This is a genomic window from Sphingobacterium arenae, assembly GCF_014692505.1.
In the GTDB taxonomy this organism is placed as follows: domain Bacteria; phylum Bacteroidota; class Bacteroidia; order Sphingobacteriales; family Sphingobacteriaceae; genus Sphingobacterium; species Sphingobacterium arenae.
Genome location: NZ_JACNYK010000001.1, coordinates 1,338,344 through 1,351,828, shown reverse-complemented (window position 1 = coordinate 1,351,828; position 13,485 = coordinate 1,338,344). Strand labels below are relative to the sequence as shown.

13 protein-coding genes are annotated in these 13,485 nt (G+C 41.1%); 9 read left to right on the top strand and 4 right to left on the bottom strand.

Annotation, left to right across the window (positions count from 1 at the left end; genetic code table 11):
- Positions 1-34: 34 nt before the first annotated feature.
- Positions 35-991 (bottom strand): ribose-phosphate pyrophosphokinase, encoded by a 957-nt coding sequence (locus H8B17_RS05125; RefSeq protein WP_190308053.1) that lies wholly within the window; start codon positions 989-991, stop codon positions 35-37.
- Between the two features lie 347 nt (positions 992-1,338).
- Between H8B17_RS05125 and H8B17_RS05120 the strand changes: the two genes are divergently transcribed.
- On the top strand, positions 1,339-1,935 hold the full coding sequence (locus H8B17_RS05120) for a 50S ribosomal protein L25/general stress protein Ctc (RefSeq protein WP_190308052.1): 597 nt from the start codon (positions 1,339-1,341) through the stop codon (positions 1,933-1,935).
- Positions 1,936-2,021: 86 nt separating this feature from the next.
- Positions 2,022-2,585 (top strand): aminoacyl-tRNA hydrolase, encoded by a 564-nt coding sequence (pth, locus tag H8B17_RS05115; protein ID WP_190308051.1) that lies wholly within the window; start codon positions 2,022-2,024, stop codon positions 2,583-2,585.
- A 22-nt stretch (positions 2,586-2,607) separates the two neighbouring features.
- On the opposite strand, the gene H8B17_RS05110 is transcribed toward pth, so the two are convergent.
- Together H8B17_RS05110 and H8B17_RS05105 are read right to left on the bottom strand one after the other, a co-directional pair.
- Entirely contained in the window at positions 2,608-4,506 is a 1,899-nt protein-coding gene (locus H8B17_RS05110; RefSeq protein ID WP_190308050.1) for a M56 family metallopeptidase, read from the bottom strand.
- Complete coding sequence (locus tag H8B17_RS05105) at positions 4,507-4,869, bottom strand: BlaI/MecI/CopY family transcriptional regulator (RefSeq protein ID WP_190308049.1); 363 nt, start codon at positions 4,867-4,869, stop codon at positions 4,507-4,509. It abuts the gene before it with no gap.
- 183 nt (positions 4,870-5,052) lie between these two features.
- On the opposite strand from H8B17_RS05105, the gene H8B17_RS05100 reads away from it, so the two are divergent.
- Complete coding sequence (locus tag H8B17_RS05100; RefSeq protein ID WP_190308048.1) at positions 5,053-6,339, top strand: citrate synthase; 1,287 nt, start codon at positions 5,053-5,055, stop codon at positions 6,337-6,339.
- A gap of 48 nt (positions 6,340-6,387) precedes the next feature.
- Here H8B17_RS05100 and H8B17_RS05095 read toward each other — a convergent pair whose 3' ends face one another.
- The gene (locus H8B17_RS05095; RefSeq protein WP_190308047.1) at positions 6,388-7,161 is read right to left on the bottom strand and encodes an META domain-containing protein; all 774 of its coding nucleotides are present in this window, start codon (positions 7,159-7,161) and stop codon (positions 6,388-6,390) included.
- Between the two features lie 194 nt (positions 7,162-7,355).
- On the opposite strand from H8B17_RS05095, the gene nuoH reads away from it, so the two are divergent.
- The 6 genes from nuoH to H8B17_RS05065 are packed head-to-tail and all read left to right on the top strand — an operon-like array spanning position 7,356 to position 13,476.
- A complete protein-coding gene (gene nuoH, locus H8B17_RS05090) occupies positions 7,356-8,429 on the top strand; it encodes an NADH-quinone oxidoreductase subunit NuoH (protein ID WP_190308046.1) in 1,074 nt (357 codons plus the stop codon).
- A 12-nt stretch (positions 8,430-8,441) separates the two neighbouring features.
- A complete protein-coding gene (locus H8B17_RS05085) occupies positions 8,442-9,005 on the top strand; it encodes a 4Fe-4S binding protein (protein WP_190308045.1) in 564 nt (187 codons plus the stop codon).
- Positions 9,006-9,554 (top strand): NADH-quinone oxidoreductase subunit J family protein, encoded by a 549-nt coding sequence (locus tag H8B17_RS05080; RefSeq protein ID WP_190308044.1) that lies wholly within the window; start codon positions 9,006-9,008, stop codon positions 9,552-9,554.
- Complete coding sequence (gene nuoK, locus H8B17_RS05075; protein ID WP_190308043.1) at positions 9,551-9,856, top strand: NADH-quinone oxidoreductase subunit NuoK; 306 nt, start codon at positions 9,551-9,553, stop codon at positions 9,854-9,856. The genes H8B17_RS05080 and nuoK overlap by 4 nt, the downstream gene beginning before the upstream one ends.
- A gap of 2 nt (positions 9,857-9,858) precedes the next feature.
- Entirely contained in the window at positions 9,859-11,868 is a 2,010-nt protein-coding gene (locus H8B17_RS05070; protein WP_190308042.1) for an NADH-quinone oxidoreductase subunit 5 family protein, read from the top strand.
- A gap of 3 nt (positions 11,869-11,871) precedes the next feature.
- A complete protein-coding gene (locus H8B17_RS05065) occupies positions 11,872-13,476 on the top strand; it encodes a complex I subunit 4 family protein (protein WP_190308041.1) in 1,605 nt (534 codons plus the stop codon).
- Positions 13,477-13,485 lie beyond the last annotated feature (9 nt).

Here is a 13,485-nt window from a genome sequence, read left to right as displayed (position 1 = left end):
GACCTTTTCTTGTTAAACTTATATCGTCTTACCGTTATTTTATTTCAAATAGATCTGAAATTGAACCGTGTTCATTTACATTTTTAATCGCGCCCGCAAATAATTCCGCAGTAGATAATACTTTAATTTTGCTACAACTTCTTCGTTTTTCTGGATTTAGCTGAATCGTATCCGTGACAATCATTTCTGTTAAAACCGAATTTTCGATGGTATCATAAGCCTTTCCCGATAAGACTGCATGCGTACAGACAGCCCTTACCGAACGAGCGCCGTTTTCCATAATTAGTGCCGCCGCTTTTGACAGCGTACCGGCCGTATCACAGATATCATCGATTAAAACCACATCTTGATCTTTCACATCGCCAATAATTGACATGGACTCAATCTCATTGGCACGTTTACGGCGTTTGTCACAGATGATAACCTCCGCATTGAAAAATTTGGCAAATGTGCGGGCACGATATGATCCACCCATATCCGGAGATGCAATGGTCAGGTTCGGCAGTTTCAACGATTTGATATACGGTACAAATATAATAGATCCATCTAAGTGGTCTACCGGTATATCAAAAAATCCTTGTATCTGCGCAGCGTGCAAATCCATGGTCATGATACGATGCGCACCGGCGGCCACAATGAGGTTTGCAATTAACTTCGCACCAATAGCGACACGCGGTTTGTCTTTTCTATCTTGACGGGCATAACCGAGATAAGGAACGACCACCGTGATATAATGGGCAGAGGCACGCTTTGCCGCATCAATCATAAATAAAAGCTCTAAAAGATTGTCGTTTGGCTGGTTTGTGGATTGGATTAAGAACACGTCGCTGCCGCGTACGGATTCATTGTAAAAAGGCTGAATTTCCCCATCGCTGAACTTAGATAAGGTCATGTCGCCAAGCGGCTTCCCGTAAGAGTTGGAGATTTTTTCCGCTAATTCCACTGTCCCAGACCCTGCGAACAGCTTCACCGTGTTAAATTGCAAAGGCATTTCTCTATGCGTGTTTTATATGTTGGATTTATTAATATTTCCAATGATGATCAAGAAAAATCAAAAAGTTGTCCGACCTGGATTCGAACCAAGACTAAATGAACCAAAATCACTTGTACTACCCTTATACTATCGGACAAAACTCCAAGATTAACTTAGTTTTGCCACAAAGTTAGCCAAATGTTTCTTAAAACAAAATGGTTAAATTGCTATAGATCACAGCAAATAAAATTTGCTTATCAAAAAAAATACCGTATTTTTGCACCTCAAAATTAGATAATTTACAAAAGATGAAACCGACCCCGATAACGGGGGAGCTCTCATCAACCATTCAAAAAACAAATTAGATGAAATCAATTGCTATTAGCGGTTCTGTTAGGCAGAACGTAGGGAAAAGAGATGCAAAAGAATTGCGTTACGAAGGAAAGATTCCTGCAGTTCTTTATGGTGGCAAAGAACAAACCCACCTTGCTGTATCCGCAGCTGATTTGAAATCTGTTCTTTATACTGCTGACGTAGTATTTGTAGAATTGGATATCAACGGCAAAAAAACAAGGGCTATCGTTCAAGAGGCACAGTTCCATCCACTTACCGATTTGGTAACGCACGTGGATTTTATGGAATTGTTCGATGACAAAGAAGTTTCCGTAAACATTCCTATTAAATTAACAGGAGATTCTCCAGGCGTTAAAATGGGTGGTAAACTGGTTCAGAAATTACGCAGCCTGCGTGTGAAAGCACTACCAAACAATCTTCCTCAAGAAATTGAAGTTCCTATGGAATCGTTAGAGGTAGGTAAATCTTTCCGAGTAAGCCAAGTGTCATTGGAAAATGCGAAAATTCTTAATAACGCTGATGACACCATTGTATCTGTAGTTATGTCTCGTGCATTGCGTCAAGCAGAGCAAGAAGCCGCGAAAGCAGCAAAAGGTCCTAAGAAATAACGCTGAGTTATTTACAATAAATAAAAAGCATTGCACTCGTGCGATGCTTTTTTATTTGTCTAACACGAATCCTTATCTTTGCATCCATGAATTATTTAATTGTCGGGCTAGGCAATATCGGCAAAGAATACGCGGATACACGCCACAATATTGGTTTTATGGTGGTAGACGAAGCTGCAAATCAAGCAGGGTCCTCCTGGTCACTGATGAAGCTCGCTTACTATACGGAATTTAAACATAAAGGCAGAAACATATACATGATTAAGCCTACCACTTATATGAATTTAAGTGGTAAGGCAGTTAACTATTGGATGCAGGAACTCAAAGTTCCGATACAAAATGTATTGGTCGTCGTGGACGATCTTGCTATTCCATTTGGATCGTTACGGATCCGTCCCAAAGGCTCTGCCGCGGGTCATAATGGGCTGCGCTCCATAGAGGCTACTTGCGGTGGGCAAAACTATCCTCGTCTACGTTTCGGCATCGGCGACAATTTCCCAAAAGGGCGACAAGTAGATTATGTATTGAGTCCTTTTGACCGTGATGAACAGAAAGAATTACCTGCGCTCATAGATCACGCCGTGAAGATGATACAAAGTTTTGTTCACATTGGTATCGAATTGACGATGACGAATCTTAACACAAAATAAGCAGCAAGAGCCGCTTATTTTGTTATTTTATTGTCCATTTCCGTGTTTTTATCTCTATTTCCCGTCCTTTTTCTCCAGTTTTTCCACGTATATCTTTCACAATAATCTTATTCTCAGGAACGGCTGTAAATTCGTTTTTAGATACCGCTTTACCGTCAATAAAAAACACATCATCATCGGTATAGCGATCACCTCCTTCCCTTTGCCTAGCTTTAGCACTATTTTTTGTCGTGATGAGCATAACTCCTTCCTTCGCCTTATCTCCATATATTGCAACGGCAGACTGGTCTTTCAAAATAGAAATAGATTCAATTTGCTCCGGATTCAGTTTATCTACTCTCATATCTACAGGTTGTACCACACCGTCTATCACAATTAACGGCGCCCCCCCTTCACTTTTCACTCCTCTGATAACAATTTTCGGAGGCTTTGTCGTATCCGCTACATTCGTTATTTCCTCCGTTTCGACAATACGGATACCTGTCGCTTTTCCATCCAGCGAATCCGCCGGCATTTCCGACCGATGACCCGTAACGACAACTTCTGTATCAGCTTTGGCTGTTTTCATGGTAAATTCTATAACCCCATTTTTACCCTTATCGCCATACTTTTCTGTTGCAAATTCATCTTTCAGGACATTCATAGATTCAATTTGATTCGGATTGATGGCATCCATCACAGCTTTCCCTTCACCCCGAATCTCGCCGTCTATCACAATTAAAACCTTTTCCTGTTGCTTTCTTCGCTTGTTATGCTCTTCTTTGGAATAAGCGGAAATTACACCTTCCCGATCTTTATGCGCTGCATACGGCCCTTTTAAATCAACTTTGGAAATAAACAGTATATCGAATAATTCCGAATCGTCTATTTGAAAAAAGTCATCTTTAGACAGCTCCTTTTTATCATACAAATACAAATAATTACGTGTTTGATCAATTTCCGATTTACTTTCCAACCTCTTCGTTTCCGGTACCGCTGTCTTTGCCGTATCTTCCTGAGTTATTACACTAGCGAGCCGAACATCCTTCACCGTTTTTACAGCTTCTGTAATTTTCTCATCAGCCTTGCTGATCGTAAATGCTCCTGCCGTGAAAATAACGATCGGTAGCAGAAAAGCATATTTGCTCAATTCAAGTTTCGACGATTTTTTTTTGTTCATCATCATAATGCGCTTTTTTAAAAATTTAAAATTAAACTGATTGCTGAGGCCGATCGAAGCACCCTGCTTCGACACCTGCAGCAACGAATACTGATAGGTTTGCCGGTCCACACCCTTATTCAGCACTTGTTGATCAGTCAAGTATTCCAAATTTTGACGTACGGCTCTGCGCATGAACCAAACGAAGGGATTATACCAACAAACTATCCGTAAAATTTCAAACATTAATATATCCATGCTGTGAAGGCCTTTCACGTGGATATCCTCATGTTCAAAAATATCATAGAGTTCTGGTTCCTGATGTTGTTCTTTATGAAGGTAAATCTTGTTTAAAAAAGAAAAAGGAACAATAGGAAATAATACATCCTGATACCAGTATGTTTTCCATATAGCTTTCCTCGAGTAAAGATGAATACGCAATAAACTCAGCAGTTGTATACAGAATCGTATAGCAAACCACAATCCGACGACCGCGATACCGCTATATATTGCATTCTCTAACGTATAAACAGATTCTTCTGCTTGTTGCATATAAAAAGCAGGTAAATACGTCATCCACTCACCTACAGGCTCTATATGTTGCCGAACAAGGGTTTTAATATCCAAAAAAGGGTACGCAAACGCGAAAACAACTCCTACAAGAAAATACCCTCTATTCAGACGATAGAATGTCAATTTTCTTAGCAATACGTGATATCCGGTGTACACAATAATCAGTAGAATATTGACTTGGGCGATATAGGCAAGTAAAGAATACATCATCTAAGATTGTTTTTTCTGTATCATATCCATGATTTCCTTCAATTCCGTTGCAGAAAGTTTCTCTTCTTTTACAAAAAAGGAAACCATTTCTTTATAGGAGTTTCTAAAATAATCACCCACGAACCCATGCATAAACCTCCCTTTGTATTCCTCTTCAGAAATAATAGATTCATAGCGCTTAGCATTAGCATATTTGACAGCTTTCACATAGCCTTTGCGTTCCAAGTTTCTAATAGTCGATGCTAATGTGGTATAAGGCGGCTTCTCTCCTTTTAAATTATCCAATATTTCTTTCACAAATCCGCCATCTAATTGCCAAATGGACAACATGGCTTCTTCTTCTTGAATGGTTAACTTTTCCATAATCAATACTAATCTTTCACAATACTACGAAAATTTCGTAAACATCAAAACATATTTAACAGAAAAGATTACAAGATTAAAAATGAATAGTGACAGTTCTTTGTCATTTAAATTGCTTCACTATTAGATATTATCACCTATTTTTATAAATTTGTAAAAAGAGATTATTTATATTAACAACATATGTCGGATAAAGCAACAATAAATTTAGGCGGAAAATCTTATGAATTGCCAGTTATTATTGGTACTGAAAACGAAAAAGCAATTGACATCTCCAAATTAAGGGGTGAATCGGAGTATATTACACTAGATCCGGGGTTTAAAAACACAGGCTCTACCGAAAGTGCTATTACTTTTCTTGATGGCGAAAAGGGCGTCTTACATTACAGGGGCTACCCTATCGAACAATTAGCAGAGAAATCAACCTTTATAGAAGTCGCCTATCTTCTAATATATGGAGAACTTCCGACAAAAGAGGTGCTAGAACAGTTCCGGTCCGCTATTAGAAAGCAGATGATGATCCACGAGGATATGAAGAATTTCTTCGTTGGCTTCCCATCCAAATCTCACCCAATGGGACAATTATCTTGTTTGGTAGGCGCCTTGTCTTCATTCTACCCTGAGTCGTTGAATCCGAATGCGACAGAAGAAGAAGACAATAAAACCATCATCAATCTCTTGGCAAAGATGCCCACGATCGTTTCCTGGATTCAGAAAAAATCGTTAGGCCAGCCGGTAGTTTATCCTAAAAACAACTACGGCTATATTGAGAACTTTCTAAATATGATTTTTGGAGAGGTCACTGGTGAGACCACTTTCGACCCGGTGGTTATTAGTGCGATGCACAAGTTATTGATTCTACACGCAGACCATGAACAAAACTGTTCTACCTCCACCGTTCGTATTGTAGGCTCATCCAATGCTAATTTATATGCTTCCATTTCGGCAGGGATCAATGCATTATGGGGTCCGCTACACGGCGGAGCCAACCAAGCCGTTATCGAAATGTTGGAAGCCATTAAAAATGACGGCGGCGACGCGGATAAATACCTTGCTAAAGCAAAAGATAAAAACGACCCATTTCGTTTAATGGGCTTTGGACACCGTGTGTACAAAAACTTCGACCCACGTGCAAAAATTATCAAAAAAGCCTGTGATGATATTTTAGAAAAATTAGGGGTACAAGATCCCATATTGGATATTGCAAAAAAATTAGAAGAAGCAGCCTTAAACGACCAATATTTCGTGGATAGAAAACTATATCCAAATGTGGACTTCTATTCTGGTATCATCTACCGAGCCTTAGGATTCGAGTCGGATATGTTTACGGTATTATTTGCATTAGGACGCCTGCCAGGATGGATTGCGCAATGGAAAGAAATGCGTGACAATAAAGAACCAATCGGCCGGCCGCGTCAAATTTATGTCGGAGAAACAAAACGTGACTACGTTGGCTTCGATAAGCGGTAATAGATAAAAAAACGCGATGAAAACTAAATTCATCGCGTTTTTTATTATTTATTTTTTCTTCCAGCGCATAACGACAATATCATCCATCAGCATCGTCAGACTTTCGTTCTGAACATCAAACCCCGTGACCCGTTCGATATTCTTGAAAAACACCCGTTCACCATCGCCTGGACAAGCCATTTTCGTCGACATCAATGGGCCAAACGAAATCGCTTGTCCTTCGATTTTAACACTTCCTGAAAAGTTGTTACAACTGCTGTTACCACTCACTTTATTTTCTGCCATATCAAATGTAATCGTTGGCTTTCGCGACGAATACAACTGCGCAAAATCGGCTGATTCCATAATATAGTCTAATTCCCATGTACCTGCCAATTTATCAGATTGATCCGCCACGAGCACAAATTTAGCCAATGCAGCCCCTTCCTTTCCTTTCGATAATATCAACGTATTTTCAGTAACTGTATACGTATCTGCCTCATCAAACAAAGTACGTAAGCCGTTTTCAACACGCATATCCGCACAGGCCATCATCGTAGACATACCCCGAGAAAAAGTGATACCGTTATTCTTTTGCAATGTATACTCCCCCCCTATGCCATTACAGCCACCACTGGCACTATAACGGCCGTTTTCTTCGTCCAATTTCAAAAACGGCATTTTGCCGTTTACTTTTGCCGGAACAGCTTCCGCGTTCAACTCGACCAATTGCCAATGTTTTCCTACTAAAGTGGCCCCATTATCCCCCGAAGGTTTACGCACTGCGCAACTGGTTAACAACATTACAAAAATGGCTAGATAAATAAAGTTATGTTTTTTCATTCTATTAATTTATTCGTTATTCATTTATTAAAACACTTCTTCAAACGAAAGGTTTGCGGCCTATGCTACAAGAATAAAATAGATGATTAAAAATAAAATCTACTGTTTTAGTATATTTTTTTTAAATATTATGGCGTTTTGCTACGTTTTCCGTATGTTTGCATCCAATTAAGAACTATTCTAAAAAAGACAAATTGGCCGATCTTGTTGTCCATATTATTGTACCCGTTGTCATCTTTGCTTTCATTGCAGGGTTTACGCTTTTTGCTGTATATGCAGAACGCAAAATTGCAGGTTTTGTACAAGATCGTTTAGGCCCGATGGAAACGGGGAAATATGGGCTCATCCAGACATTGGCGGATATTTTAAAACTATTGCAGAAAGAATTTATTACTCCATCGGCAGCAGACAAAATTTTATTTGCGGTGGCCCCTATCGTGATATTTGTCGCGGTGTTCATTGGCTTCAGTGTTGTACCATGGGCGCCTGACTTCATCCCGGCTAACACCAACACCGGACTCTTTTTTATCATGGCCGTTGTATCCATTGATGCTATCGGTATCTTAATGGCTGGATGGGGGTCGAATAACAAATATTCCCTCCTCGGTTCCATCCGCGCTATCGCGCAAATGGTTTCCTACGAACTCCCTGTGGGTCTTTCTTTGATTGCTGCCGTCATGATTACACAAACGTTAAATCTGAACGACATCGCCTACCTGCAGGGAATTTCCTCTCCGGAGCAAATCTATTTTATGGGGGTTTGGGATGTAAGCGATATCGGTGGAATATTGGCTTGGCACATCTTCCAAGCACCTCATCTACTCGTTGTCTATGTAATATTCTTTATTTCGTCGCTCGCGGAATGTAACCGCGCACCATTTGACATTCCCGAAGCCGAGTCAGAGCTTATTGGTGGGTTTCATACCGAATATGGTGGGATCAAATTTGCTTTTTTGTTTCTTGCCGAATATGCGATGATGTTTCTAGTCGCGATATTGGGTGTAGTAGTTTTCTTGGGCGGGTGGAACAGCCCATTACCTAACATAGGTAGTCTACGCCTGGCCGATTGGACGACCGGCTTGGGTTGGGGAATCATGTGGACACTGTTGAAATCACTGGCCATTGTTGGCGTACAGATGTGGATTCGTTGGACATTACCACGTTTTCGGGCCGACCAATTGTTGACCCTATGTTGGAAAGTCTTAATCCCCCTGGCGTTTGTATGTCTCGCTATATCCGGGTTATGGCGAATATTGGTTATGTTATAAAATAAGATCGCTTTGGTATTAAAAACAACCATACAAGGATTTATAACAGCTGTTAAAGGTTTATTTTTAACGGTAAAACACTTGTTTGGCGCTCGGAAGTCGCGTACTACACGAGACATTCGTAACGAAAATTACTTCCAGCAACAACAAGGTGTTACGACGGTGCAATATCCAAAAGAAAAGATGCCTATTCCGGAAGTCGCACGTTATCAATTACAAGTAGATATTGACGACTGCATTGTCTGTGACCTCTGTGCGAAAGCATGTCCGGTAGATTGTATAGATATTCAATCTATCAAATCCATAGGTGTCATTGGGAAAACGTCAGATGGCAGTGTCAAACGTTTATATCCGGAGCGATTTGATATCGATATGGCAAAATGCATGTATTGCGGACTATGTACTGTCGTATGCCCTACGGAGTGTATCACGATGACCGACCAATACGACCGCAGCACCACGAAACTGACGGATTTAATTTACGGATTTTCCGATATGACAGATGAAGATATAGCTAAACGAAAAGAGGAATGGACACGCTTTCAAGCTGATAAGGAGGCAGCCAAGAAAAAATAAATGATGATCGAATCTTTACTATTTTATGCTTTTGCCGGTCTAGCAATCCTCTCCGCTCTTTTATTAGTCCACATACGCAATATTGCCCGGGCGCTGTTTCTACTTTTTATTGTCCTTTTCGCAATGGCAGGGCTTTACCTTTTCGCCCTTGCTGACTTTATCGCTATTACGCAGATTTTAGTCTATGTAGGCGGGGTACTTATCCTGCTCATATTTGCTTTTATGCTGTCCAACAAGGAATTGCTTGACGATCTGCAACCGTCATCAAAACGTTTTATATCTCTACCCAATTGGCAGGCAATAATTTTAGCCCTTGCTTTTCTAAGCCTGATGATATACAGTTATATCAGTTGGGCACAACATATGCCCAAGTGGATTTCTCAAGCCGAAGCCAAAGGAAGAATGATATTGCCTACAGATAATAACATCAAAACCTTAGGTTTCAAATTTATGACGCAATATGTGTTACCATTCGAAGTTATATCTGTTTTCCTCATGATGGCACTTATCGGAGCTGCACACCTATCACGAAAGGAGAGCAACAAATGATCACACTCACTCACTTTCTTGTTGTCAGTGCCTGTATTTTCTGTATTGGTTTATATGCTGTGTTAGCTAAACGCAATACGATCATGATCCTCGTAGGTATCGAACTTATGATCAACGCTGCCATATTGAATTTTGTCGCATTTGGAAAATATGATAAAGTAAACTACGGGGGGCAAGTCTTTGCTATCTTTGCCATTGTATTAGCCGCCGCTGCCGTTGCCGTGGGGTTAGCAATTATCTTAAATGTCTACCGGCACTTTAATACGATTAACCCCCAAAACATTCACGAATTGAAAGATTAAGCTTGAACACTTTTCTTCACATATCGCCCGTTACCGCCAGTATCCTCGTTACACTGTTACCGCTATTCGCATGCCTGGCACAGGCACTGATAGGCAAAAAATCAATTTCAGGAAACATAGCATTAGTTGCCATTATTGCCAGCACGGGCATCAGTTTGTTCGGTGTTTTTCTACCCATCTGGAACGAAACAACGACGCTACAAAAATGGGCATGGTTCACCATCGGAGAATATACACTCGAAGTAGGTATTCTTCTTAATAACCTCACTGCACTCATGCAGCTGCTTGTCTGTATTATTTCCTTACCCGTCCATATCTATTCGCGCGCGTATATGAAAAGCGACGAAGGCATACACCGCTATTGGATGTATCTGAGCCTGTTTTGCTTCGCTATGCTCGGACTCACCGTATCGCTCAATCTATTGCAATTATATATTTTCTGGGAACTAGTAGGTTTTGCTTCTTACTTATTAATTGGCTTTTGGTTTACCAAAGAAACCGCCGTGCAGGCTAATAAAAAAGCATTTCTGGTCAATAGAATCGGAGATATCGGTTTTCTAATCGGTATAGCACTTGTTTATGCACATTGTGGTACATTAGATTTATCGGTATTATTTAATCAAACCGGCACCCAAATAGCGATCGACAAGAATGCCACTTGGGTAACTTTTGCAGGTTTAGCATTTTTCTTGGGGGCAATGGCAAAGTCGGCTCAGTTTCCGTTGCATGTGTGGTTGCCGGATGCCATGGAGGGACCTACTTCCGTATCATCTCTTATCCATGCCGCCACGATGGTTGCAGCGGGCATATTTTTATTATGCACCGTTTTTCCACTTTTCAACGATACGGTGTTACTCGTTGTCTGTATTATCGGTACACTTACCGCATTATCGGCCGCTATTTTCGCTTTAGGGCAACATGATATCAAAAAGATACTCGCCTTTTCGACCATCTCCCAACTGGGTTTTATGATGGTCGGCGTGGGCATTGGTGCATGGGACGCCGCCATGTTTCACCTCACCACACATGCTTTTTTTAAATGCTTGTTGTTTTTATGTGCAGGCGCGGTTATCCACGAAATGACGCATCTGAAAGCAAAAGCAAAACTGGACATCGATCCACAGGATTTACGTCACTTGGGGGGGCTACGACATTTTATGCCGAAAACATTTATCTGCATGGTTGTCGCCTCGCTATCCCTAGCCGGATTTCCGTTCACTTCGGGTTATCTTTCTAAGGACAGCATCGTAATTACAGCATACGAATGGGCAAATCACCTCCGTGGGGTTTATGTGCTTATCCCTATATTGTTGACTATCGTTAGTTTACTTACCGCCTTTTATATTGGTCGTCTTATTTTTAAAACATTTTTTGGCGATTTCAAATATCGTTCTTATATCGACGAAGGCATCATCTTCCACGAAGCACCAAGCCTCATGCTTGTACCGATGTTTTTCCTTGCCGCAGGAAGTTTATTTCCACTTTTCGGGATATCATTAACCGATTATCACAGCGCATGGATTATGCTAACGTTGGACGCGGGCACCAATTACCCTATTCTTGCGCAGGCTCATTTATTCATTCCTATTCTTTTAACCGGCGGAGCAATCTTGAGTTGGTTTATGGGATGGCGCTGGTACGTGAAGCAAAAGTATCCGTTATCGGAAAATAATAGATTCGTACACTTTGCCTATAAACAAGGCTATCTAAACGAATTTAACGAACATATTTTTGTAAGGGGGACCACCGGTCTTAGCCGCATACTCTATACTTTCGATCGCTATGTGGTAGACGGGTTTACGAAATTTTTCTCTTGGCTTGTTCGTCAACTATCCGTGGTTGCATACTGGTTTGACAAACATATTGTCGACGGAATAGTCAATTTACTGGCGGGGACAATGTATTATATCGGTCATCTCGTCCGCCATGTTCAAAATGGACAGTTACAAACGTATTTGGGCTTTGCATTGACCATCGTTGTTTTAGGACTACTTTATCTGATAATTAAATAGAAAATGGGCGTATTATCCATATTGATATTTTTACCACTTGTTGCGACATTGCTGATTTTGGTCTTACCGTTATCAGCCAAAGCGACCTTTAAATACATTGCATTAGGTTTCACCTTTCTTCAATTCGGGCTCTCCCTTTATCTTTACGGAAATTTCGATGCGTCATTAGGTGGCATCCACCAGTTGGAAGCTTACCAATATGTGGAACAGCTAGCATGGATACGCATGGATCTCGGTGCTATTGGGAAGTTAGAAATAGATTATTTAGTCGGTGTAGACGGGATTTCACTGCCCCTTATCGTCTTAAGTACATTGGTCATGTTAATGGGAGTAGGTGCGTCGTGGAACACCGAAAAAAGTCCGAAAGGTTACTTTGCGCTATTGATGGTACTGAATACCGCTGTCATGGGTATTTTTTCCGCACTGGATTTTTTCCTATTCTATGTATTCTACGAAGTGATGCTGCTTCCCCTTTATTTCCTCATAGGCATATGGGGTGGAGAGCGTCGTGAATATGCTGCCATCAAGTTCTTTATTTATACCCTCCTAGGTTCCGTACTTATGCTATTGGTTATTGTGGGACTTTATTTCTCAGTTATCAATCCCACAACAGGCGCACACACGTTCAATATGTTGCATATGATGAACCCGGCCAACTACGTTGACGGCTCCTTTTTTGCTTATATCGCCAATTATCATGAAGTCTTTGGCATACCCGCTCGTCTGATTGGCTTTATTGTCTTATTTTTTGCCTTCGCCATTAAAGTACCGATTGTTCCGCTACACACTTGGCTCCCGGATGCACACGTAGAGGCCCCAACACCCGTTTCCATTATCCTTGCCGGTATATTACTAAAAATCGGGGGATATGGAATTATTCGGGTCTGCTACAGCATTTTTCCTGATATTGCTGCTGCTACGAACTGGTGGCTTGCCTTAATTGGCGTTGTATCGATATTATATGGAGCACTCAATGCATTAGCACAAAAAGATCTAAAGCGCATGATTGCTTACTCCTCCGTATCACATATGGGATTCGTGCTCTTGGGAATTGCCTCATTAACTGCAGAGGGGATATCGGGTGCTATGTTTCAAATGATTTCTCATGGATTCTTGAGCGCTGCGCTGTTTTTCTTAGTAGGTGTGCTATACGATCGCGTACACGACCGGTATATCTATAATTTTCGCGGACTGGCCTCACTTACGCCAAAATATACCGCTTACGTGGCTATTGCTTTTTTTGCTTCCTTAGGTCTACCTGGTTTCTCCGCTTTCATTGGGGAAGCCTTCGTCATTATCGGGGCGTTCAATGCAGAAAGTATGGCGACCGGGGTACCTCGTTGGATGGCGATAGGGGGATCGCTCGGTATCCTGTTGAGTGCAGTCTATTTATTATGGACGTTACAACGTATGTTTTTCGGCCAGGTAAGACTAAAAGGCGGATTGGCCTGGCAAGAAGCATTGACCGATCTAAACACCCGAGAACAGCTCATTTTATTCCCTGCGCTGGCTTTAGCATTGCTCTTAGGAATTATGCCTTCCCTTATATTTGGCAACCTGAATGCTTCTGTACTACAACTTATTGATTTAATAAACCCCTATTTGTAAAGTTAAGTA